Source organism: Aestuariivivens sediminicola (genome assembly GCF_022662015.1).
GTDB classification, from domain to species: Bacteria; Bacteroidota; Bacteroidia; order Flavobacteriales; family Flavobacteriaceae; genus Aestuariivivens; species Aestuariivivens sediminicola.
The window spans coordinates 368,244-393,392 of record NZ_JAKMCM010000001.1 but is presented as its reverse complement, the minus strand read 5'-3'; the positions used below and the strand labels follow the sequence as shown (position 1 = coordinate 393,392).

19 protein-coding genes and 1 tRNA gene are annotated in these 25,149 nt (G+C 38.7%); 12 read left to right on the top strand and 8 right to left on the bottom strand.

Features of this window, described 5'->3' with window-relative positions; translation table 11 throughout:
• Window positions 1-190 precede the first annotated feature (190 nt).
• From MR041_RS01735 to MR041_RS01725, 3 genes are all read right to left on the bottom strand, one after another.
• Window positions 191-1,402: a radical SAM protein gene (locus tag MR041_RS01735; RefSeq protein WP_242091856.1), complete on the bottom strand. Its 1,212-nt coding sequence runs from the start codon at window positions 1,400-1,402 to the stop codon at window positions 191-193.
• A 9-nt stretch (window positions 1,403-1,411) separates the two neighbouring features.
• Window positions 1,412-3,106, bottom strand: a complete 1,695-nt coding sequence (locus MR041_RS01730; protein ID WP_242091855.1) for a hypothetical protein — start codon at window positions 3,104-3,106, stop codon at window positions 1,412-1,414.
• Between the two features lie 298 nt (window positions 3,107-3,404).
• Window positions 3,405-3,477: transfer RNA gene (locus tag MR041_RS01725), tRNA-Phe, on the bottom strand.
• Window positions 3,478-3,651: 174 nt separating this feature from the next.
• On the opposite strand from MR041_RS01725, the gene MR041_RS01720 reads away from it, so the two are divergent.
• The 7 genes from MR041_RS01720 to MR041_RS01690 all read left to right on the top strand — a co-directional run bounded on the left by MR041_RS01720 (window position 3,652) and on the right by MR041_RS01690 (window position 11,955).
• The gene (locus MR041_RS01720; RefSeq protein ID WP_242091854.1) at window positions 3,652-4,380 is read left to right on the top strand and encodes a type III pantothenate kinase; all 729 of its coding nucleotides are present in this window, start codon (window positions 3,652-3,654) and stop codon (window positions 4,378-4,380) included.
• Window positions 4,380-5,690 (top strand): BamG family beta-barrel-assembly machinery protein, encoded by a 1,311-nt coding sequence (gene bamG / locus MR041_RS01715; RefSeq protein WP_242091853.1) that lies wholly within the window; start codon window positions 4,380-4,382, stop codon window positions 5,688-5,690. The genes MR041_RS01720 and bamG overlap by 1 nt, the downstream gene beginning before the upstream one ends.
• A 16-nt stretch (window positions 5,691-5,706) precedes the next feature.
• Window positions 5,707-7,086: a tetratricopeptide repeat protein gene (locus MR041_RS01710; protein WP_242091852.1), complete on the top strand. Its 1,380-nt coding sequence runs from the start codon at window positions 5,707-5,709 to the stop codon at window positions 7,084-7,086.
• A gap of 95 nt (window positions 7,087-7,181) precedes the next feature.
• Window positions 7,182-7,751: an LPS export ABC transporter periplasmic protein LptC gene (gene lptC / locus MR041_RS01705; protein WP_242091851.1), complete on the top strand. Its 570-nt coding sequence runs from the start codon at window positions 7,182-7,184 to the stop codon at window positions 7,749-7,751.
• A gap of 405 nt (window positions 7,752-8,156) precedes the next feature.
• Window positions 8,157-8,345 (top strand): hypothetical protein, encoded by a 189-nt coding sequence (locus tag MR041_RS01700; RefSeq protein WP_242091850.1) that lies wholly within the window; start codon window positions 8,157-8,159, stop codon window positions 8,343-8,345.
• Between the two features lie 5 nt (window positions 8,346-8,350).
• Entirely contained in the window at window positions 8,351-9,640 is a 1,290-nt protein-coding gene (locus tag MR041_RS01695) for a hemolysin family protein (RefSeq protein ID WP_242091849.1), read from the top strand.
• A gap of 158 nt (window positions 9,641-9,798) precedes the next feature.
• The gene (locus MR041_RS01690) at window positions 9,799-11,955 is read left to right on the top strand and encodes a peptidylprolyl isomerase (protein ID WP_242091848.1); all 2,157 of its coding nucleotides are present in this window, start codon (window positions 9,799-9,801) and stop codon (window positions 11,953-11,955) included.
• Window positions 11,956-12,110: 155 nt separating this feature from the next.
• Here MR041_RS01690 and MR041_RS01685 read toward each other — a convergent pair whose 3' ends face one another.
• Together MR041_RS01685 and MR041_RS01680 are read right to left on the bottom strand one after the other, a co-directional pair.
• Entirely contained in the window at window positions 12,111-13,037 is a 927-nt protein-coding gene (locus MR041_RS01685; RefSeq protein WP_242091847.1) for a GYDIA family GHMP kinase, read from the bottom strand.
• Window positions 13,038-13,040: 3 nt separating this feature from the next.
• Window positions 13,041-14,363, bottom strand: coding sequence for a hydroxymethylglutaryl-CoA reductase, degradative (locus MR041_RS01680; protein ID WP_242091846.1), 1,323 nt, complete (start codon window positions 14,361-14,363; stop codon window positions 13,041-13,043).
• A 239-nt stretch (window positions 14,364-14,602) separates the two neighbouring features.
• Here MR041_RS01680 and MR041_RS01675 point away from each other — a divergent pair, with 239 nt between their 5' ends.
• The 5 genes from MR041_RS01675 to MR041_RS01655 all read left to right on the top strand — a co-directional run bounded on the left by MR041_RS01675 (window position 14,603) and on the right by MR041_RS01655 (window position 21,343).
• A complete protein-coding gene (locus MR041_RS01675; protein WP_242091845.1) occupies window positions 14,603-16,837 on the top strand; it encodes a S9 family peptidase in 2,235 nt (744 codons plus the stop codon).
• Between the two features lie 20 nt (window positions 16,838-16,857).
• Window positions 16,858-18,399: a peptide MFS transporter gene (locus MR041_RS01670; RefSeq protein ID WP_242091844.1), complete on the top strand. Its 1,542-nt coding sequence runs from the start codon at window positions 16,858-16,860 to the stop codon at window positions 18,397-18,399.
• A 39-nt stretch (window positions 18,400-18,438) separates the two neighbouring features.
• Window positions 18,439-20,214 carry a peptide MFS transporter gene (locus MR041_RS01665; protein ID WP_242091843.1) on the top strand — a complete coding sequence of 592 codons (1,776 nt, stop codon included), beginning with the start codon at window positions 18,439-18,441 and terminating at the stop codon, window positions 20,212-20,214.
• A gap of 111 nt (window positions 20,215-20,325) precedes the next feature.
• Complete coding sequence (locus tag MR041_RS01660; protein ID WP_242091842.1) at window positions 20,326-20,790, top strand: thioredoxin family protein; 465 nt, start codon at window positions 20,326-20,328, stop codon at window positions 20,788-20,790.
• A gap of 1 nt (window position 20,791) precedes the next feature.
• Entirely contained in the window at window positions 20,792-21,343 is a 552-nt protein-coding gene (locus MR041_RS01655) for a thioredoxin family protein (RefSeq protein ID WP_242091841.1), read from the top strand.
• Between the two features lie 6 nt (window positions 21,344-21,349).
• Here MR041_RS01655 and MR041_RS01650 read toward each other — a convergent pair whose 3' ends face one another.
• The 3 genes from MR041_RS01650 to lpxB form a co-directional block, all read right to left on the bottom strand.
• Entirely contained in the window at window positions 21,350-23,386 is a 2,037-nt protein-coding gene (locus MR041_RS01650; protein ID WP_242091840.1) for a ComEC/Rec2 family competence protein, read from the bottom strand.
• 90 nt (window positions 23,387-23,476) lie between these two features.
• Window positions 23,477-24,010, bottom strand: a complete 534-nt coding sequence (locus tag MR041_RS01645; protein ID WP_242091839.1) for a C40 family peptidase — start codon at window positions 24,008-24,010, stop codon at window positions 23,477-23,479.
• Window positions 24,011-24,012: 2 nt separating this feature from the next.
• Window positions 24,013-25,131: a lipid-A-disaccharide synthase gene (lpxB, locus tag MR041_RS01640; protein WP_242091838.1), complete on the bottom strand. Its 1,119-nt coding sequence runs from the start codon at window positions 25,129-25,131 to the stop codon at window positions 24,013-24,015.
• Between the last annotated feature and the right edge of the window lie 18 nt (window positions 25,132-25,149).

The window sequence follows — 25,149 nt, the reverse complement described above, 5'->3', positions numbered from 1 at the left end:
ATTTCGTAAATTCATGATATATCATAAGTGATTTACGATATTTCATCAATCAAAATGAAGATGGCTACATGTAAGATAGTCGGAAGGAATTACCTTGGTTAAATTATAATGATCGAGGATTTATAGATTTTAAAGAATGCCATAGGAAACCATATACATATTTGAAAAGTTTATGAAGTGTTAAACTAATCTACTTATAAGTAGGACAGCCTTCAGATTTTAAGATCTCAACATTTTGATCAAAATTCGAATCTAAAATAGATCCAGTTTTTTTATGACAAAAGGGGCAGGCATTCATGGCGCCGTCGGTGTCTATATAAATGCCTTTTTTACCTGCACTCATGCAACCCTGTCTGCGTTGATAGTAGCCATGGTAAATAATAATCGGATAGGAACTGAAGTCCTTTGAAAAGTTCATTCTTCTGAAAAATCTTTCTAATATTTCTATGTGTTCTTGATGTAATTTCACATCTCTGTCGGCATAATGTCCAACGGCTTTAGGTTCTAAAAATTGGACAAAGGATACCTTAAGTTTCTTCGCTAATTCCATATATGACATCAGGTTCTCTTCAGATATGAAGGATTTTGTAGGACATAAGGAAAGGGCAGTTATGATTTTGTTATTATTTGCGTTTTTAACGGCTTCTTCAACCCAGTAATAGGCCTCATCAAAATGTCTGAACTGATTATGCAACGCCGGATCATGGTGATCTAAACTAATGACAGCACCTGTTAAACCTGCCTGTTTTAAACGATGCGCATTATTATGATTCAATTTAAATCCGGAAGTCACTAACCAAAATTCAGTTGATTTATCAGCACTATTTAAAAGCTGTACCAGGGTATCCATTTTAAGTAATGGTTCTCCTCCTGAGAAGTGAATCTGACTGACGCCCCTCTCTTGAATTTTTTTAACGATAGCCCGCCATTCAACCGGTCCTAAAATGTCTTTCTTATTTAGATTCTCCCATTCAAAACAATGCTCGCATTGTAAGGCGCATTTTTTAGTAATGGCCATAAATACGTTATTAAACCTGTTCACCTTAAAATATTTTATCGGTTTATAGTCGTTAAGATGAGCGGCAATATAGTGTTCATATACGTTGCTGTTCCATCCTGGTGTATACAATCCGATGTGGTATTTGCCATTTATATACACCATTTTATGGACCTTGTTATTTCCCAGAAAACGTCTTCTTAATCGAATTAAATAGCGAATACAGCGTATCCATTCAACAGGGTTGCGATAACAAGCGGTAATGACTTTTAAAAAGGTAAGTCGTATTCTCAATTGAATAAAACGCAATCTCAGACCTGTCACCATTTTCGGTGGAACAGAGGTATCAATTGTTCTGGAGATTAAATTAGTTTTAACCTTTTTATCCTGAATTTTGACAATCATAACTATGGTCTAATTGGATTGAGATGCCAAGTCAAATTGACTCTCATAATCCATTAAGGCATCGTATTCAAATTTTGAAAAATCAGTAAAAGCACCTGCTTTCCTGAATAGTTTAAGATTTTGAAAATTGGGTTCATCCGTATAGTTTCTGATATAGTTATAGTAGCCTCTGTTCTTTAAGAAAAAGGTGCGATTTAATTCAGGTTGGGGTTCATGTATTTTAAAATTAACGATAACTTCATCGCCTATATGAGGTTGAACAAAATAATTTTGATCTTCAAATGAAAGCAGTTTGGTTACAATATTATTGTTTCCATCAACAGCTTCATCAGGATTAATATAGTTAATATGCAATGGCAGATCCTTTGTAAAGTCCATACCAACATAATCTATTTCCCAAAACATAAATCCGGATTCAAGTTTTATGGTAAGGTCCTCTCCTTTGACACCTTTTAAATCGATTGGCACGGCTAAATCTCTAAAAGCCATTGGACCTACGGTGTTTATTCTTTCCACCAATTCCCAGCCGTTGTTAGTTTTTAAATAAACGGACAATGGAATGTTTTGGTCATTCATCCATTTTGTGCTTTTTTCCTTAGACGCTTTTTGCTGATCTTTTTGAAATTGATTGTAATAGGTGCCAAATTGCGCATTAAATTTTCCAAAAACATAATCCAACCACAACGAATTTTTTGCTGTTAAAAATAATTTACCTTGATCGGCTTGTGGCGGTTTTTTAAATTGTAATTCGATGTATCTTGTACTGCTTGTGCCAGATATTTTCGTGTCAAACATAAAAGAGCTATTGTCTTTCAAAAGTGCTGGAGCGCTATCAGATTTTAAATTGTCGAGGGATACATGTATAGGTGATATGATATCAGTATAGCTATGTGGATTACCATTTTTGTCCAGTAATACCTTAGTGTTTTTAGGATGATTGACTTCCAGTAACTGGACAAAATCGGTGTACTGAATCTCCTTTAATTCATTGGTAATTTTAATACAATAGGTGCCATTTGTTTCGTCTATTTTGGGCAATAACAAATAATCATCGCGTTGTTGATTTGCTGTTAACACACCTGGATAGAGCTCACCGGTAAATATGTATTCGCCTCCATCATTTACATAAATGAAGGGACAGGAACTTTTTGTCAAAGCAACAATAATTGCAAGAACCGCCAAAACTCCAATTGTACCTAAAACTATATTTATAATCGTTCTTCCACTGTTTAAATCGTTTATTGAAATAGAGTTTATTTCAGAGAAGGGAATGGTAATCCGTTCACCATAATTGACAGTGCTTTTCGTAGTGACATAAAAATGAACTTCATTTAAAACTTCTTTTTTACCATTATATCGATGAGTCGTTTTTGATTCTCTGGGTTTTTTGGGAATATGTATTACGTCTAACCTTTTTGCAATCCCCGACATTGTTTTTTGCTGTTCGTTGACTTCCAGCTGACTTAAATGCCAAATCGTCATTCCCGAATGTATGACTGCATATTTTTGTGATTTGGCAAAACTATCGATGCTGTTCGCTATTGTATCGGGGGTCGTAGTAACACTTTTAACATTATAATATGAACAGCTTACAATAAGGTTCATAAAGGCAATCGTTAATAAAATCGATAAAAACGAAGTCATACTTTTATGGTCTTTAAAAAATCTTAGAGGACGGAAGTTTTGATTGGAAGTTGTTCTCATGATCTCTGTATAGTTTAGATGAAGTATATGGTTTGTCAATAAATATCAAACTTTAATAAAGATACTAAAAATCAGACAATTAATGAAAGAATACAATGACATCACATGATTGGTGGATATTACAGTCAACCGAAAGACCAATAAAAAAATTAAATGCCCCTTCAGAAACAGTTTAAGACCTTATTTTGCCCCTCATGCTGAATAGGTAATTTGAGGTCTGAGTTTATTTTATTGGGGAACAGAGCCAGGCTGTAAAAACAAAAAACCCTGTAAACATTTCTGTTTCAGGGTTTAAATGTGGTACCTCCAGGAATCGAACCAGGGACACAAGGATTTTCAGTCCTTTGCTCTACCAACTGAGCTAAGGTACCGCCGCAAAAGCGCACCCGAATACCAAATATCTTAAGTGGGATTCAGGCGGGTGCAAATATATTCATTTTTGGCATTTGCCAAAAGAAAAATTAAAAAAAAGAATAGAATAATAATTATAGAATATTTAAGATTAAACTAGTCTTCATTTTGTAGATTTACACTTTACATCCACTATGAATTTAGTAATTGACGTAGGGAATTCAATGGTAAAGCTCGCCGTATTCGACAAGGACCAGATGGTCTTTAAGGATACCGTACCAATAGGTCGTCTGAATCGCAACATTCATACGATTTCATTGGACTATCCGCAAATTGAATGGGCCATTATATCTTCCGTTGCGAGATTGGAAACCAGCCGTATGATGGCTTTAGAGGAACGATTTAAGCTCTTTAAACTGGATCACAGCTCTAAACTCCCCTTTGAGAATTGTTATAAAACACCGGAAACCCTGGGCGTTGACAGGTTGGCTCTGGTCGGTGCCGCGTTTAAGACCTACCCAAATACGGATGTGCTGATCATAGATGCAGGGACCTGTATCACCTTCGATTTTATCAACAACAAGAATGCGTATTTGGGAGGAGCCATTTCACCGGGAATTGACATGCGTTATAAAGCATTACATAACCTAACGGCCAATTTACCCTTGCTGGACGTAAAGAAGCCTGATAGCCTCATAGGAAACTCAACCCAAGGCGCCATGCACTCCGGGGTGGTACATGGGGTTTTAAAGGAAATCGATGGTGTTATTCAGGCATATCAACAAAAATATCCCGATTTAACAGTAATTTTAACAGGTGGAGATGCTAAATTCTTGTCTAAACAATTAAAAAGTAGCATATTTGCCAACTCTAATTTTCTTTTAGAGGGACTGAATTATTTATTACAATTTAATACGATTTAATGTTAAAAAAACTTGTAGTAGTTTTTATTGCGGTTATCGCCTTTCATGGGTATTCCCAGGAAGGTAATGCCTCACCCTATTCGTTTTACGGTATTGGCAGCCTGAAGTTTAAGGGTACGGTGGAGAACAGGAGTATGGGAGGATTGGGTGTCTATGCGGACAGTGTCCATGTGAATCTCCGAAATCCTGCGACCTTCACAGGAAATAATCTCGAGCTTTGGGGTAATGAGAGCAGACCGGTGAAGTTTACGGTTGGAGGGAGTTATTCCAACATAAATCTGAAAAGTGAATCGAGCACCGATAAGGCCTCTTCCACGACATTTGATTATCTCGCATTGAATGTCCCCATCGGTAAATTCGGTGTGGGATTTGGTCTTTTGCCATACACGGCGGTGGGATATAGATTGGAATCACTCAATGACAATGGGGATTTAGAGAATCGTTTTAAAGGAGAAGGAGGGCTCAATATGGCTTTTCTTGGTTTGGGCTATCAGATTACAAAAGGGCTGAGTATTGGAGTCGACGCCCATTATAATTTCGGTAATATCCAAAACAGTGTTATTGAATTTCAATATGATGAACAGGACATACCCCTTCAATATCAGACCAGGGAAAATAACCGTTCCGATTTAAGCGGCCTGAATTTTAATTTGGGCCTGTACTTTAGAAGTATGTTCAGTGAAAAGCTGGAATTCGTTTCCAGTGCTACCTTTACGCCAAAGAGTAACCTGACCTCACAAAATGAACGCTCATTTTCCACTATATTTGTAAATTCGAATGATAATGAGATTGTGGTGAATCGGATAGAAACCGATTTGGAAGCCCTTGGTTTGCTGGAAACCAAGCTGACACTGCCTTCGAAATTCTCATTTGGGGCTGGTATTGGGGAGCCAAGAAAGTGGTTCTTTGGTGCGGAATATACCTCTCAGAAGATCAGCGAGTTTTCCAATCCGCTGTATACTGGAGGCGCTACTGCCTATGAAGATGCCTCTTTAATTTCAGTAGGTGGATTTTATATACCGCAGTACAGTGCCTTCAATGGCTTTTTAAAACGTTGGGTGTATAGAGCAGGTATGCGTTACGAGAAAACAGGCCTGCGGATTAACGATGAATCTATTAAGGAGTTTGGCATATCTTTTGGAGTAGGATTGCCAGTAGGTGAGATTACCAGTTTTTCCAATGCCAATATCGGTGTTGAAATAGGACAACGTGGTACGACATCGAATAATCTTATTGAAGAGAATTTTATAAATGTTCAATTAAGCTTATCTTTGAACGATAGATGGTTTATGAAACGAAAATATAACTAACAGTAGAATTATTATCATGAAGACGAAAATTACCTTAGTGACACTCTTACTTTTTGTTCTTAACATAGGTTTTGCGCAACAGGATGAAGAATGTATGACCAAGCTTTCTATTTTCCATGAATATGTGAAAGCTAAGAATTTTGATGCGGCTTACGAACCTTGGATGGCAGTCAGAAACAAGTGCCCAAAGTTTAACAATGCGATTTATATTGACGGGGAGAAAATATTGGAGCACAAAATCGAAAAATCTTCTGGTGCCGAGAAAGTGAACTACATCAAGGACCTTTTAAAAGTTTGGGAAGAACGAGGCGTGCATTTTGCGAGTAAAACCCCTAAGGGTGAATATGCTGCACAGGCCTGTCAGTTAAAGTACGATTACAGAAAAGAACTGAATTTATCGGATTCAGACCTGTATGCATGCTTTGATGATGCCTATAAATTAGATAAAGCAACATTTACCAATCCCAAAAGCCTATATACCTATTTCTCTTTGATGGTGGATTTATATGATGCCAAGAAAAAGAGTGCCGGTGAGTTATTCAATAAATATGACGACGTTGTTGAAAAGGTTGAAGACGAGGTGCAGAACTATTCTGAAAAATTAAATAAGCTCATTGAAAAAGAAGATGCAGGAGCTCAGTTAAGCAGTAAGGAAGGGAAATACAAAAGATTTTACGAAAGTTATCTCAATGCTTACGACAAGATAGCGAGCAGTATAGATTCGAAGTTGGGAGACCGGGCCAATTGTGAGAACCTGATTCCGCTTTACGAAAAAGGCTTCGATGAGAATAAAACGAGTACGGTATGGTTACAGCGTGCGGCGGGTAAAATGTCTGAAAAGGAATGTACCGATCACCCCTTATTCTTTAAACTCGTTAACGCCTACCATGACCTGAGTCCATCGGCTAATTCGGCCTACTATCTGGGCATCTTAAAAGATAAGGAAGGGAAATCGAGTGAGGCGATTTCATTTTACAAGCAAGCCATTGAATTGGAGACAGATAGCTATAAAAAGGCCAAGCTTAACAATAGAATTGGCTTAAAGTTAAAAGCGAGAGGCAGTTATGCCTCTGCAAGAGGGTTCTTCAGAGAAGCGCTTAAGCTGAATCCATCAAATGGTCGTCCGCACTTATCAATTGCAGCGATGTATGCTGCCAGTGCCAAGGACTGCGGCGACACGAACTTTAATAAGAGAGCCGTATATTGGTTGGCAGCCGACGAAGCAGCTAAAGCAGCTCGCGTAGATCCGACCTTAAAGAAAGCCGCAGCACAGTCTGTTGCTAACTACACAGCCAAGGCCCCGACGAAATCTGAGATATTTACAGAAGGTAATAGTGGTCAATCCATAAAAATAAGTTGTTGGATTGGGTCTTCGGTTACCGTACCAAATATTTAATGCAAGCGCATATAACATAATAGTAATCCATCATAGTCACCATAGTTATGGTGACTATGTTTTTTTCAAAGGCTATTTTTTCTTTTTAAAGGATCATGTTTCAGGAGTATTTAGGACAGCACTATAAGTTGTTTAATCGATGTCTTTTTGTCGTCGTTCTTTTGGTCGTGCACGTGTCATGTAAGGACAATTTTAGTGATGTGCAGAATATCGGTATATCGGAAAACGAACCTATTGGGGTCGCAGAGGATATCCATTTAAAATATACCGATTCCGGTAGAATAAAAGCCATACTGGTGAGTCCTAAAATGTTGGATTATTCCAATAGGACATTTGCTTTTAGTGAATTCCCTGAAGGGATTGTTCTGGACCTGTTCGATGAATATCAGAATAAAAGTGTTGTTGTGGCAGACTATGCCATTAATTACGATAAAACCAATATTATTGATTTGCAGGGTAACGTTCGGATTGCCACCCATAATAAGGACACGTTATTTGCGGAACAGTTGTATTACGATCAGGATAAAGAATGGTTGTTTACCAACTACCCCGTGACCTTTAAAACCACGACTGATGTTATTCATGGCAATATATTCGACTCCGACACGAAATTCAACAATGCGAGCGTGCTGGAACCTACGGGTAATATTACTGTAGAGGAATAAGTACTCCCTTAAGCTGAGGACGAATTGATTTCCGAACAACGCGCAGTATTGAAGCGTTTCATCATTGGATTATCCGTCTTTTTATAAGTTCATTTCATTACAATTAGAATAAATGCATCATTGTGGATTCCTGCCTGCGCAGGAATGACAGTAAAGTGGTGACTTTGGATATGCGTGAATGGACTGCCCTTAAAAGTAGATGATGTTAAACGCTATTGTTTAGAAATTCATACCTTATGTTCTTTGTGTACATTATGAAATAGGAATTTTTTTGTCATTCCTGCGGAAGCAGGAATCCATTAACCCCAAAAGTTCAAACTTTAGAAATGACCTCTCAATAATGTTTACACTACTCGATTAATTTTAAGTATCTTTACACCCTGTATAATTGTATCCGACTGTTGTATGAAATATTCAAAATTCTTTCAATATGCATATCTCGTATTTGCTGTTTTATTCGCTTATGATGCCATCGTAAAATATGCAAATGAGGGTACCGTGGCATATACGTCCATTTTGTTGGCTGCTACGGCCGTATTCATGTTTTTCTTCAGAAGGCGTTTTGCCAAAAAAATGGAAAATAAAGATCAATAGCCAGGATGAGTATCGAACTTGCTGTTATTATTGTTTCTTTAATGCTGTCCGCATTTTTTTCAGGTATGGAGATTGCCTATGTCTCTTCGAATAAAATCCATATTGAGATCGAGAAAAAGCAGGAGGGTCTGTTAGCTACCATATTAGGGAAGATAACCGCCAAACCATCAAAATTTATAGCTACCATGCTTATCGGTAACAATATCGCCCTGGTGGTTTACGGCCTTTTTATGGGGGATATGCTGGTAGCCTGGTTTCAGTCTTTTTTACCTACCGAATCGGATGTGTTAAACTATATGATTACCGATTTGAGTTTGTTGTCACAAACCATTATCTCTACCATAATCATTTTAATTACCGCTGAATTTTTGCCAAAAGTATTTTTTCAAGTCTATGCCAATACCTTGATTAAAGCCCTGGCTATTCCTGCGTATTTGTTTTATGTGTTGTTCAACTTTATTTCTGATTTTGTGATTTGGATTTCGGATACGGTATTAAAGACCTTTTTCAAAACCGAAGGTGATCAGATACAACTGGCCTTTACGAAAGTGGAATTGGGTAACTATATCAGTGAACAAATGGAATCCGTAGAAGAGCATGATGATATTGATTCGGAAATACAGATATTTCAGAATGCCCTGGAATTCTCAGAAGTCAAAGCAAGGGAAGTCATGGTGCCGAGAACTGAAATAATTGCGGTTGAGATTAACGAATCCATTAAGGCGTTAAATACCTTGTTCACCGAAACCGGTTGTACGAAAATATTAGTGTATAAAGACACTATTGATGATATTTTGGGTTATGTGCATTCATTTGAGCTGTTTAAAAAGCCGAAAACCATTAAATCTGTAATGGTGCCCGTTGAGTTCGTGCCGGAGACCGTTTTAATTAAGGATGTTTTAGGAGTGCTTACCAAAAAGCATAAAAGTATTGCTGTCGTCATAGATGAATATGGCGGTACTTCCGGTATCATGACGGTCGAAGATATTGTTGAAGAGCTGTTTGGCGAAATTGAGGACGAGCACGATACAGCAGTTTTAATTGAGGAGCGCATAGATGATCAAACCTTTAAGTTCTCTGCACGTATGGAAGTCGACCAGATTAATGAAACCTATAAGTTAAACCTTCCCGAAAGTGAAAATTATGAAACCCTGGGGGGATTGATCGTGAATCATACCGAAGAGATTCCACAACGTGATGAGGTGGTCTCTATTGATGCATTTCAGTTCACTATCCTAGAAGTGTCTCATACGAAAATCGACCTTGTGGAACTGAAGGTACTGGACTCGGATTAATAGTAATGAGGATCATACTAATAATTGCATCATTCTACTTTTATTATTTATTATAAAATGGTATTTTCGCGCACGGTATTTTTGTCAACACGACGAAGATGAACTATTTAGAATAACAACATACCAGTACATTTGGTTTTAAAATAAAATTTTTAAAAATGGCAGTTTTAAATAAGATCAGACAACGTTCGCTTTTTTTAATATTGATTATTGCATTGGCTTTATTCTCTTTTGTCCTTGCAGATTTGTTTAGAAATAGCGATGCGTTAGTTTCAAAGTCACAGAATATTGTGGCAACCATTAATGGTAAGGATATCACAAGAGAGGATTTTTTACAAAAAGTTGAAGTCGCCCAGAGACAGTCCGGGCCTAATGCTACGAATACCCAGGTGGTTAACCGGGTTTGGGATCAAGAGGTAAGAAAGGCAGTCATGGAATCGCAATATGAGGAGTTGGGTATTTCAGTTGAAAAGGACAAAATGAGGGATTTAATAAAAACGGCGTTGGCAACGAATCCACAATTTTTAAATGAAGCCGGCCTTTTTGATGAAAATAAGTTGAATGAGTTTATCGCCAATTTGAAAGATATTGCACCGCAACCCGGATTTTTCAATGGACAACCCATAACCTATGCCGATTGGACCAATTATGAGCAAAACATTGCCGTAAACGCGTTACAGCAAAACTATAATAATTTGGTAAAAGCAGGGTTGACAGGTACACTTGCCGAGGGTGAGCTGGACCATAAGTTAGAGGGCGATAAAGTAGATATTAAATATGTTCAGGTACCCTTTACCGCCATACCCGACAGTACGGTTTCAGTATCTAAATCGGATATTTCGGCCTATATAAAAGCGCATAAAAAACAATATGAAGTTGAGGCTTCACGAGACATCCGCTATGTTGAATTCAAGGAGGAAGCCACATTAGAGGACGAAGAAGCGATTAAAGCAGAACTGAATATGTATCTCAACGGACGTTTGGTTGATGAAACTGGCAGAAAAGATACGATTGTAGCGTTTTCTAAAGTAAATAAAAATGCCGAATACATTAATATTATTGCCGGTTCAAGTGAAAAATATGAAGAGGAATTTGTGTTTAAGAACAGTTTGCCGACAACCTTTGCCGATAGTATTTATAATTTGAAAGTAGGTGCGGTTTTCGGACCATATAAACATGATGGCCATTATAAGCTGACAAAATTAATAGCAGAAAAGAATATTCCCGACTCGGCTAAAGTAAGACATATATTGATCTCCTATCTGGGAGCGAGAAGTGCAACACCTGAAGTAACCCGTACTGAGGCTGAAGCCGAGGCAACTGCAGACAGCCTATTGGCAGTTCTTAAAAGGGACCGATCTAAGTTTCCAGAATTCGTTACGGCCTTTTCGTCAGATCAGGGAAGTGTTCAGAACGAGGGCCGTTATGATTGGCATCCTTACAATACCATGGTACCGGAATTCAATGATTTTGAGTTTGAGGGCAAAGTTGGCGATTTGGATGTGGTGAAAACGGTTTTCGGATTCCATATCATTGAAATTGAAGGACAGACAGATAAAAAACGTGCCGTAGATGTTGGAACGATTTCCAAAAAGATCGAACCTTCGGAAGCCACCATAAACAAGGTTTTTAGAGATGCATCGAAGTTTGAGGTCGAGGTGGATAAAAATGATTTTCAAGAGGTCGCCAATGAAAGCAGTTACACAGTGAGACCCATCAATGGGATCAAGGTCTTAGATGAGAACATCACGGGAATTGGTAGCCAAAGACAAATTGTGCGCTGGGCTTTTGAAGATGAATCTAAAGTCGGGGATATCAAGCGCTTTACCATTCCTTCGGGCTATGCTATTGTGCAATTGGTAGCCAGGCATGACAAAGGTCTTATGGCGGTTGAAGATGCCTCTGCCACCGTGTTGCCTTTGATACGTAAAGAGAAGAAAGCACAGATGATTAAGGATCGTATAACGGCCACAACTTTGGAGGATGTGGCTGCAGCCGAAAACACTTCGGTCAGATCGGCATCGGCCATCAATATGAAAACACCGACCATCTCAGGCGCCGGAAGAGAACCTTTGGTAGTAGGTACGGCTTTTGGTTTGGATGAAGGGGAGACCTCAGGATTGATTGTAGGTGAAAAAGGAGTTTATATGGTTCAGGTGACCAAGGTGACACCTGCTGTAGAACTGGATAATTATCAGGCAGCAGCCAACAGGGTGGAGCAGCGTAAATCCGGAACAGTGAATTCAAAGGTCTATAATGCCTTAAAAGAGGCTGCCGAGATTGAGGATAACCGTGCCAGAACTCAAGTACAATAAACAGGGAATTAAATACAGCTTAGAAAATGCTCCATCGAATGGAGCATTTTTTATGTTGAAGTTTTTTTACCGATAGCAGTTAGCTGCATTGCTATGGACTTGGCAGAACAAGCCCTCAGCAGAGTTCAACACTCCGATCTTCTGGAATTACTAGGTTAAAACCGGATAAGGTCTGAATAATGCAATACGGTAGGATATCCTTTTTTTTCAAAATAGGACCTGGGGTCTTCTTCGGAGGCCACAAGAACAAAATCACCACCCCAGGCTCCCAGACTTTTAATTGAGCCCTCAAAGTCTTCAAATAAGCGCTCCTTTACTCTTGGCTGTCTTATGATTTCAGTGATAATAGTCTCGTGATCCTGCATTAAGGACTCAAATGCCTGTAAGGAATCACAATTAATCATGGCTTCCGTAATCTGAGTAATACGATCAATGCGGTCCTTTAATGTTGTTTTTAACTTTTTATAGCGTGCAATTCCCTCACGGCTGTCTTGCTTCTTATTGAGATAAAGAAAATACAAATGCGCACTAAAAGAAGGGTTGAATTCGACTTCCTCGACTTTGGGTTTCGAGTTTTGCAGCTGGTAAGTGATAGGCCTGTGATGTTGGGCACAGGCGACATCATAGCCGCTGCCTCCAAATGTTAGCTCTAAGAGTTGAAATGCATCAACCTGAGCCCATTGGGCCATATTATTAACTAATGTAGACGAGCTGCCTAAGCCCCAATCTTTGGGGAAAGACAAGGCTGAGGTGAGGGCATAACCTTTAGAATCTCTGAAGATCGCTGGATTCAGTGTATTGATGGCCTCGAATATTTCAATTAATCTTTTGGTTATCTTATTGCTATTTCCAAATGGAACGAACTGTAAGGATTGATCTTCTTGATGGATGAATTCGAAATCGGCTTCATACCAAATTCTGTTTTGGTGATCTAAGCTTTTCCAAATAATTTTTTCCTCATCAATAGCATCAACCTTCAGGGATTGTCCTGGTATCGTAGGTAGCGCCAGTGCCTTGGCACCATCCAAAACAAGGTATTCCCCAGAGAGAAGCAGTTTGCCATGGCTAAAATAGGTTTTCATCACTTAAGTCTTTGATCTTAAAATATGAAGTGCATCCGAAACTGCGTTATGGGATACCGTATGTGACTTAAAATATTCTGTGAGTGCCTGCTTTTCATCTTCGTTAGCGCCAAATTGATTGAGAATATTCATGAGATGCATTTTCATATGCCCCTTTTGTATGCCCGTAGTGGTTAGGGATCGAAGCGCTGCAAAGTTCTGAGCTAAACCGGCAACGGCAACAATTTGCATTAAATCTCTTGCAGTGGGATGATGCAATAGTTCCAGGGCCAATTTTACCAGGGGATGTAATTGTGTCAATCCGCCAATAGTGCCAAGAGCTAAAGGAATTTCAATCCAAAAATAGAATCGACCATCTTCTACCTTAGCATGCGTAAGGCTTCTGTAACGTCCGGTTCTTGAGGCGTAGGCATGAACCCCTGCCTCAACAGCCCTGAAATCATTTCCTGTTGCCAGAACAACCGCATCAATGCCATTCATGATTCCTTTATTGTGAGTTACGGCACGATAGGGTTCCACTTCTGCAATAGCGACAGCCTGAACAAATTTACGAGCAAAAGCTTCCCCTGAAATAGCGTCGTTTTCAGTCAATTCCTCAACCGTACAGCTCACCTCTGCCCGAACCAGACATTCAGGCACATAATTACTGAGAATGCTCATAATAACGTCTATCCGACGTTCTGTTTCGGAGAACAATTCAAAATTCAGCGCTTCAGTCTGTAGGGTTTTAGCCAATTGCTCTAAACAGGAGTTTATGAAATTGGCCCCCATGGCATCTAAGGTTTCAAATGACACGTGCAGTTGATAGTAACCCTTTATATCAGTGGTCTTATCTCGTAATTCAATGTCAAGGATACCACCACCGCGCGCTTCCATATTTTTGGTTATGGAAGCGGTCTCTTTTAATAGTCGGGGTTTGATGTTGTTAAAAAAAGTCCTAAGCTTATTGAAATCTCCATGGAACATAAAATGTACCTGTCCAATTTTAATCGTTGAATAGACCTTGGTTTTGAAACCCCCGCGATTCAACCAAAATTTTGCGGCCTTGCTTGCTGCCGCAACAACCGAACTTTCCTCAATAGCCATTGGAATGGTGTAAAGTTTGTCGTTGATCAAAAAATTCGGTGCTACCCCTAAGGGTAAATAATAATTCGTTATGGTATTCTCAATGAACTCATCATGTAATTTCTGGACCTTAGCATCCGTATTCCAATACTGCTCAATAATTTTTCTAGCATCCTCAGAGTCTGAAAAATAAGTGGTAACAATCCAATCAATCTTTTTTGCCTTGGACAACTTGGAAAAGCCTGAAATAGATTTACTCATAAATTGGTCGATTTCTAGGCAAAGATACTACTCTTGACAGGAATATCGGATATCACTATCAAGGACAGCTTATTTAAGTGTTAATAATTTAGGATTTTGCATAATTTTTAGTAAACTTGACGTCATTTTAAGAAAAAAATATTTTTTTTGTCTGTTTGCATATGATTTGTAATTTTCAACACAACTTAAATTCCTTTTTATTGCAGTACTTGAGCTCAACAAAGATCGACAATAGTGGAATGCATCTTCATAAATATGCACTTTTAGTTTATCTTTTTATAACTTCGATAATAACGGCACAGGACCAGCCGATAGCCATTCAGGATATTTGGAACGGGACCTTTAGAACCGAAACCATGGATGTCTTGCATTCCATGAGAAATGGACAACAGTATGCCGTGCTTAATTTTGACCGGTCCACGCGAAGTACTTCAGTAGATATTTATGATTATAAAACCCTAAGTAAGGTGAAAACCCTGGTAAGTTCGGAAGATATTGAAGCTTTGAAGTACTTCACGGATTATACCTTTAGTGAAGATGAATCCAAAGTCTTGTTGGTAACGCATGAAGAACCTATTTACAGACGCTCGACCTTAGGCCACTACTTCGTTTATGATATACGCAATGAATCCACGATTCCAGTAGCTGATGAGAAAATCCAGGAACCTACCTTTTCTCCTGATGGGAATAAGGTAGCCTATGGTTATAACAACAATCTTTATATTAAGGATTTAAGGACCGGAGCGTCCCTAAAGTTGACTCATGATGGTGAATTCAATAAGATTATTAATGGGATAGCCGACTGGGTTTATGAAGAAGAATTTGCGATTGTACGTGCTTTTGAATGGAATGCCGATAGTGATAAGCTAGCCTTTATACGATTTGACGAATCGGATGTTCCGGAATTTTCAATGGATCTTTATGGTACGGGACTTTATCCTGAACAGCAGGTTTTTAAATACCCCAAGGCCGGTGAAGCCAATTCGAAGGTATCGCTTCACATCTATGATCTTAAAGAGGAAACCACCAAAACCGTTGAAGTTAACAAATCCTATAATGATTTTTATATTCCACGTATGAAGTGGACTAACGATCCGGATATTTTAAGTGCCCAATACCTCAACAGACATCAGAATGCATTAGACCTTTGGTTTATTAATGCCAGATCCAATTCAGCCAAACTTGCTTTGGAGGAGAGGGATAAGGCCTATGTAAAGGTGACCGATGACCTTACATTTTTAAAGGATAACAGTTTTATTTGGACCAGTGAGAAAGATGGCTACAATCATATATACCACTATAATAGCGATGGACAATTAATCAACCAGATTACCAAGGGCAATTGGGAGGTAACCGACTATTACGGCTATGATGAAAAGACAAATACCATTTTTTATCAATCAGTGGAGAACGGCTCCATTAACAGGGATGTATATGCCATAAAATTGAACGGTCGCGATAAAAAGCGGTTAACAAAAAGTGATGGGACCAACAGTGCCGCTTTCAGTGCGGACTATTCTTATTTCATCAATACGTTTTCCAGTGCGACAACGCCTCCTGAATTTACATTAAACAGTGCAGCTTCCGGTAATCTGATTAAGAGCATTATAGATAATGATGTGCTTTCTCAGAAGCTTTCAAATTATAAGACCTCCAAAAAGGAATTTAGTACCATACATGTTAACGGTTATGATTTGAATATGTGGATGATTAAGCCCTCCGATTTTGATGATACCAAGACATACCCATTACTCATGTACCAATATTCAGGACCGGGATCTCAAGAGGTGTCGAATCAATGGAACAATTCAAACGATTATTGGTTTCAACACTTAGCGCAAGAAGGTTATATTATTGCCTGTGTGGATGGTCGAGGTACCGGTTTTAAAGGGGCTGAGTTTAAGAAGATAACCCAGAACGAATTAGGTAAATATGAGGTCGAGGATCAGATAGCAGCAGCAAAAAAACTTGGGGAATTACCCTATATAGATGCCAGTAGAATTGGAATCTGGGGATGGAGCTATGGTGGTTTTATGAGTAGCAATTGTTTGTTTAAGGGAAATGATGTGTTTAAGATGGCCATTGCTGTCGCACCTGTGACCAGCTGGCGTTTTTACGATACGATTTATACCGAACGATATATGTCGACCCCACAGGAAAATCCGAGTGGGTATGATGATAATTCACCTTTAAGCCATATCGATAAACTTAAAGGTGATTTTTTATTGGTGCATGGTTCGGCAGACGATAATGTGCATTTACAAAATGCCATGCGTTTGGCTGAGGCCTTGATCCAGGCCGATAAACCATTTGATTGGGCGGTATATCCCGATGATAATCACGGTATTTATGGTGGCAATACACGATTGCATCTGTATAAAAAAATGACGCGTTTTATCCATGAAAAACTTGGAGACAAACGTTCAAAAGAACATGAGGAAAAGGTTAAATCGCAATCAGAACTTAAAGGATAACTAACTAACAAGAGAATATTATGTCAGATTCAGCTACGATTAGTCAAAAAACCCTATTCGGACATCCGGTAGGACTGTTTATTTTGTTTTTAACAGAGATGTGGGAACGTTTTTCCTATTACGGAATGCGCGCTATTTTGGTTTTATACCTTGTGGCTGAAACCGCAGTTGACAATCCAGGACTTGGATGGGCTAATGATAGCGCGATTGCCCTTTACGGGTGGTATACCATGTTTGTTTATGTGGCCTCTATTCCGGGAGGAATTATTGCGGACAAACTTTTGGGACAGCGAAAATCAGTTTTTGTCGGTGGAATGTTGCTGGTAGCAGGTCATAGCATATTGGCTATTGAGGAGCTTTGGGCGTTCTATATGGGATTGATTCTGATTGTTATGGGAGTAGGGATGCTTAAACCGAATATTTCAACTATGGTTGGCGGACTTTATCCGAAAAATGAGCAGAATAAGAGGGACATGGGATTCTATATTTTCTACATGGGGATTAATCTGGGAGCTGCGGCGGCAGCACTTATAGTGGGTTACGTTGGTGAAACTATAGGATGGCATTATGGTTTTGGTCTGGCAGGGATCGGTATGGGTATCGGACAACTCACGTATTGGCTGGGACAGAAACATATTAGACATGTGGGTAATTTGGTAATAGATGATAGAACTGAAGAGGAAAAGAAGGAAAGCAAAAACCTCTTCATGTCCATTTTTCATCATACAAACTCCATTGTAGGTTTTGTAATAATGACTGTGCTGGGATTACTTGTGTGGTTTGGATTGGATTCATGGTCCTATGGGTTGTTAATCATTGCCCTGGCCTTTGCTGTGGGGGTGGGTATAGTAGTCTATAATGATGGCAATAAAGTTGAGAAAGACCGCATTTTGGTAACCTATTTGTCCTTCTTGATCATCATCATCTTTTGGGGTTCCTTCGAACAGGCTGGAGGATTAATGAATATTTATACCGATCAGAAAACGGATTTGAGGTTGGGAAGTTTCGATATTCCGGCAAGTTGGTTTCAATCTGTAAATGCTATTTTTATCTTAATCTTTGCGACTGTGGTTGGAAGTTTTTGGGTATGGTGGAAGAATCGTAAAAAGGAATCGTCTTCTTTGTTTAAGATGGCAATAGGCGTGATTATTATGGGATGGGGCTTTTTCTTTATGTCAATCGCCAGTAAAGAAGTAAGTTACGACGCTGTTGGCGAAGTGGTTGAGAAATCGAGTATGATCTGGCTTCTTCTCGCTTATTTATTTCACACCTTGGGAGAGCTATGTGCCTCACCTGTGGCATTATCCTTTATTACTAAATTGGCACCGGAACGTTGGATGGCGTTTATGATGGGTGCTTATTTTGCGGCAACTGGCTTAGGTAACAAGGTAGCCGGTCTGTTGGGTGAATCGGCTTCTGAATATGGTGAGTTTAACATCTTTACGGGAATAGCCATATTCTGTACCATTTTTGGGATACTGGTAATTGCCATCCTGAAACCATTAAAACGTTTAACACATGGTGCAGAAGAGCTGGAAGGTGTGCAAAATGATGCTTCCTGAGACCGAGGTATGACAGAGACTAACTAATAAATTTTATATATGACTACAGATGTAGAAAATCTTTTTAAAGATAAGGTACTAGGACATCCGGCAGGTTTGTTCGTATTATTTTTTACCGAAATGTGGGAGCGTTTCTCTTATTATGGAATGCGGGCTCTGCTGATCCTGTTTTTTACGGCTTCCATTATGGGAGAAGGTGGATGGGGATGGCCTAAGGAATGGGCCTATGCCATATTCGGAACCTATACCTCTCTGGTGTATCTATCAACGATGCTCGGAGGATACTTTGCCGACAATGTTATCGGTATCCGAAAGGCTGTTGTTGTGGGAGCCTTATTAATGACTTTAGGACATGCCTGTATGGCCCTCGAAACCACCTTCTTTATCTATTCGGGGTTAACCCTTTTAGTTTTTGGCAGTGGTTTCTTCAAACCTAATATGACCTCCATAATTTCCGAAATGTATAAGGAAAAACCGGAGAAAAAGGATGGAGCCTACACCATTTTCTATATGGGTGTCAATGCAGGTGCTTTTCTCGGTATACTCTTATGCGGTTATTTAGGGGAAAAAGTGGGTTGGTCATGGGGCTTTGGTATTGCCGGGATATTTATGCTTTTTGGTCTGTTGCAATTTTGGTTCGCTCAGGGCATTTTTGGGAATATTGCCCTCAAACCCAAAAAGAAGATTGAAGATCCTAGTCAGGCTGCCTCGGAAACAGCATCGGTTTCTGAAGACTCAGAAGATCGAAGGAATCCGTTTACTCAATTACAAAGGATAATGATCGTTGTAGCAGCGCTGCTTGGGTTAGCCTGGATTTTAAATGATCCTATATCCAAAATATCGGAAGGAAATTACAATCTTTTTAATTTTGAAATATTTGGCCTGTCCGGACCAACAGTGGCCATTTTATTCGCCTTAGCTTTGTTTGTACTTTTGTTGATAATCAGAATACCGAAGTATGTAAAAACTACAAAAGAAAAGATGATCGCTATTATTTTCTTTGCGTTTGTGACCATGTTTTTTTGGGCTATTTTCGAACAATCTCCAAGTTCTTTAACCGTTTTTGCCAGGGACTATACGCAACGCACATTGGAGGGTGGCGCCGGCTTAACTTTCAAAATTGTAAATTCCCTGATGACCATAATACCCCTGGGTGTTATTACATGGGTCCTAGTCATGCTCTTTAAAAAAACATTTTCTAAATATGCAATATCCAATCTGTTTTTAGCACTGAGTTTTCTTATTGTCTGGGGTATTGCTATCTGGATGCTTTCCGCCGAATTTCAAAAGGATCAGACAGAAGTACCGGCCTCATGGTTCTCTGTTTTAAATTCATTATTTATTATTACGTTGGCACCTTTATTCTCTAAGTGGTGGGAGAGTAAGTATAACCCCAACGCGAATATGAAATGGGCTATAGGAATGGCACTTTTGGGATTGGGAATGGCATGTGTGGCCTTTGGTGCCGGGGGTATAGAACCGGGAGCTAAAACCGCACAGGTGAGTATGATATGGTTGATTTTGGTGTATTTGTTTCATACTATGGGCGAACTTTGTATTTCTCCTGTTGGCCTGTCCTACGTGAGTAAGTTAGTGCCTGCTCGAATGATTGCAACCATGTTCGGGATATGGTATTTGGCTATTGCCATAGGTATGAAAATGGCTGGTATGTTTGCCGAATCCTCGGAAGCCATTGCTTTAGAGCATGGTATTAGTTATTTTTTCTGGATTCTTACCGGTATTTCTTTAGCATTGGCGGTATTGTCGGCTATTTTATATCCAGTGATCAAAAAACTAATGCATGGGGTGCGTTAATCGAAAAAAACGTTAAAGTAAACTCAAAAAGCACTTCTTTAAGTGCTTTTTTTGTATGTTAGGTATGGATTTTGTAAATACCGAAGTGTATTTACTTAATAAAAAACGACTATGAAGCGAAAACTACTTGTGCCTTTATTGATTATTTTGGCATGTGCCTTTGGGTTTACCCAGGAGGTAACATGGCATACTGATATGAAAAAGGCATCTGAAATTGCGATTCAAGAACGTAAACCGGTGCTCATGTTCTTTACAGGATCCGATTGGTGTGGTTGGTGTAAAAGACTTCAGAAAGAAGTGTTTCAAACCCAGGATTTCGAGAGATGGGCTAAAAATAATGTGGTTTTAATGGAATTGGACTTCCCGAGAAGAACACCCCAGGACCAATCTGTTAAAGTTCAGAATTACCAACTTCAACAAATTTTTAAAGTTAGTGGCTATCCCACCGTATTCTTTGTAAACCCCGAGAAAAAATCGGATGGCAGAATGAATTTGAACAGTCTGGGCAGGACAGGTTACATAAGAGGTGGAGCCCAGGAATGGCTAGCTGTGGCAAATAATTTTATAAAAAAATAGTATGAAAGTAAACATGTTGATATTGATTTTATCTTTGGTTTGTATCTCAATAGATGCTAAAGCCCAGGAAATTAATTGGCTCACATTAGACGAAGCCCTGGCGCTCCAAAAGAAATCACCCCGAAAAATAATGATGGATGTATACACCAATTGGTGTGGCCCGTGTAAAATGTTAGATAAAAACACCTTTAAAAATAAGGATGTCATCGACTATGTGAACAAGTATTATTATGCTGTGAAATTTAATGGTGAGGGAAATGAAGTGGTCACCTTTGACAATAAAACGTTTGATAATCCAAACTATAATCCTGCCAATGCCAATAGACGCAATGCACCGCATCAGTTAACTGGTTATTTGCAGGTTAGTGCTTATCCAACAATTGTTTTTTTTGATGAAGATGCCTCAGTTATTGCCCCGATACGAGGGTATAAAACACCATCTCAGTTGGAATTGTATCTAAAAATGTTCCATAAGGATGACCATAAGACATTAGACACCCAGGAAAAATTTAATGCGTATTACAAGGCGTTTAAATATGAGTTTCAGGGGTGATATAAATTAATAAGCTATAAAGTACGCTCCCATTTCATCAGTATGATGAAATGGGAGTTTTCTTTTTCTACAAATCGATTTCCAGTGCGACACATAGGATTTATAATTGCTGCCGTCAGCTATGATATACCCTGGCTTCAGAGTATCTATTAAACGGTTTAAATTAAGTTTTGGTGATGCTCTCAATAAAACGTAATCAGGATGAAAAGATGATATATTATAAACACAAAGGCTATCTACAACGAGCAGGGATTTATCGTTGAACATATAGAGGGGTCGCAAGCTGTCCTTTGTAATGGTTTTCACAAAATTACCAACGGCAAAATCCGATATGGTGCTTATTTGAGTGGGTTCAATATCCTTATTAGTATGGGCTACTTTTAGTTCGTTATGGGTTAAATCACCAATCAACGTATGCCTGTACTCGTGAAATATGATCAATGTATTTTGTGTTCGTTTTAGATCGGTTATGATATGAGCTAATTGTATGGCAAGCAATCCCACAAGGGTGAATGTAATGGTATGATAAGTTGCTTTTATAAGAAGTTGCACGAGTGCGATAATGGTGATATAACTTGCAATAAGCCAAAAATGATTAAATGGGATATCTGTAAAAAAGAATGTATCCAGATTTGAAACCCATGTTACGAATTGATTCATCCTGTAAATAATAGTGTTGTAAGAATCAGCCACAAATGAGGGTAAGACATTTAAAACGGATAAAATAATGACGAGCATCCCCATTCCCAAAATCAATCCTAAAACAGGGATTATAACCAGGTTTGAAAAAAAGAACAGACCTTGAAATTTATGGAAGTAAAATAAGCTTAGAGGGAGTATGCCTAATTGAGCGGCGATTGTGACCGTGAGTATGCGCCATAACTTATCGATGAGCCAATACTTTGACCGGTGTAATTTGTATAACAAGGGATCGATGGAAACAATCGAGAAAACAGCCAGATAACTCAGTTGAAATCCAATTTCAAAAAGATACAGTGGTTTAAAAAGGAGGATAAAAAACATACTAATGGCCAGGGTGTTGTAAACATTTGTAGGACGTTTTAACGATGAAGCAATGGCAACAATACTGAACATAGTCACCGCGCGGGTTACAGAAGCCGAAAGGCCGGCAATAATCGCAAAGCACCAAAGCGAGGTAATGAGCAAAATTACTTTGAGAATTTTGCCATATCTGAGATACTCTAATGGTCTAAAGACCTGGCTTAAAATTAACAATATGATACCAATATGTAAACCGGATACTGCAAGTATGTGTACAGCCCCGGCATTAACATAATGCTCATGCATGTCTTTACTTACATTTTGCCGTTGTCCAAATAGCAAAGCACTGATAATGCTTAATTCATCCGAATTAAAGTCGTATTTTTTTAGTTTTGAATGGATATAACTTCTAACCCGTTCTGCATATCCGAATACAGTATACATTTGGCCGGCTTTGAACAGGTTTTGGTTTTCTGTGAATAGCTGCATGTAAATATGTTGTCTTGCTAAATAGGCCTTGTAATTAAATTGATACGGGTTTAACGGGGGAGAAATGGCTTTGAATTTACCTGGAGAAAGGTATACTTCATCAACTTTCAAAGCATGAATTAGGCTGTCTTTCTTCACATGCAATAAAGCTTTGCCTCTTACTTTTGTCTCATTCACCTTTAATATATCGACGACATATTTGGTGTTATAAGCATTCGGTTTTAACACCTTGTTTATGCAAAAGGTAATAGTAGGTAAGGTATCCTGATAACTGCTTATATGCTTTAAAAAGTGATGTTTTGATTCCTTTAGGCTATAGTTTAGTACAATAAAAACACCAATAAAAATGAATAATAAATAACTAATAACTGCGAACCAGATGGTCTTTTTTAATGTTTGGTTTGAAATGACTCCTACTAAAACTAATAGTATCAACAACAGCGATAGAACATAAATAACAAGGTCATGGTTTAAGGGATGATAATAGCCTATTACAATACCTGTAATTAGGCAAATGGTAAGTTTTATAATGGAAAAGTTCAATAGGGGCATTCCGGATAAAAATAAGAAATTGCTTTCTTATTTTTAAGGTAATACCTTTCAAAAATAAGTTTTCTTATGAATTCACCTACAAGTACGTCTTTATAATTTAGGGGATAGGTAACGTCTCGCCTCCTGAAAAGCAGAGCTCCAGTAGGATTCAGAGAGTCGCGTTATAATTACCCCATTTCTATTCGTTGCGTGAATAAATTTGATACCATCATGGGCCACTTCAACAACCAGACCTACATGGTTTATGGCCTGCCGTTTACTTTTTCCGGTTTTAAAAAAAAGCAGATCTCCTTCCTGCACATTTTTGATGTTTACCTTTTTCCCTTTTTTAGCCATATCGCGAGAAATCCTGGGTAAATAAATATGGTGTTCCCGGAACGATTCATAAATCAAACCTGAACAATCCATGCCCGATTGAGTCGTACCACCCCATTTATATTGAACACCTTCAAAGCTTTTTGCGTATTGAATTATACTGTCCTGTAAAGTAAAAATTTTAGAACTGTCCCTGATGTTCTTATTTACAGTTTCCGGTGCTTTGTTTCTGGAGGCCCTGACTCGGCTTGTCGATTTACAACTTGTAAAAAATGCAATGTAAAGAAGTAATAGCAAAACTTTTTGCATTCCTATGCTATGGATTGGATAGAGTTAAAGATTAAATCTGCCGTTTTTTCACTGGCACCTCTGCCTCCCAGTTTTTGTTCCAATTCGTAGTAATGCAAAAAGAGCTTTTTACGTTCGTCTGCATCTAATATGATATCCAATTCCTTTTTCAATTCTCTGGAGTTGAAATCATTTTGTATGAGCTCCGTAACTACCTTTTTGTCCATAATTAAATTCACCAAAGAAATGTACTTCAATGTAATAATGCGTTTTGCTATCTGATAGGAAATGTTACTTCCTTTATAACAAACTACCTGGGGCACCTTAAAAAGAGCAGTTTCTAAAGTAGCCGTTCCGGAAGTTACTATGGCGGCATAGGAAATACTCAATAGATCATAGGTCTTATTATTTACAAAATTGACATCCGGATGGGTAATAAACGGTCTGTAGAATTCAAAATCCTGGCTGGGTGCACCCGCAATAACGAATTGATAATCGGGATATTTATCAATTATACTGAGCATGACTGAAAGCGTTTTTGTAATTTCTTGCTTTCTGCTTCCAGGTAATAAAGCAATAATTGGTTTGTCATTTAGAAGATGCTTTCTTCTGAAAGCAAATTCATCCACCTGAACCCTATCCGAAATGGCGTCAATCAAGGGGTGGCCTACAAAGGTGACATCATAATTATAAGTTTTGTAAAATGCCTTTTCAAAGGGAAGTATAACATACATGGCATCGATATCACGTTTAATGTCATGTACCCTTTTTGCTCTCGAGGCCCATACTTGCGGTGATATGTAGTAGTTGGTTCGATAGCCTTTTTGTTTTGCCCATTTGGCAATCCTCAAATTAAAGCCCGAGTTGTCAATAAAAATAATGACATCAGGTTGGTAGCTCGCAATATCGCTTTTACAAAGGGCAAAATCTTTAAAAATTTGCCTCAAATTCTTAATGACCTCGAAAAACCCCATAAATGACCGCTCCTTATAGTGCTTTACAAGATGACCGCCAACGGCAGCCATAAGGTCACCGCCCCAAAACCGAAAGTCGGCGTTGACATCCCTTTTTTGCAATGCCTTCATCAGGTTGGAGCCATGAAGATCTCCAGAAGCTTCACCGGCTATAATATAATATTTCATCTATGTCAGCGGACGAGT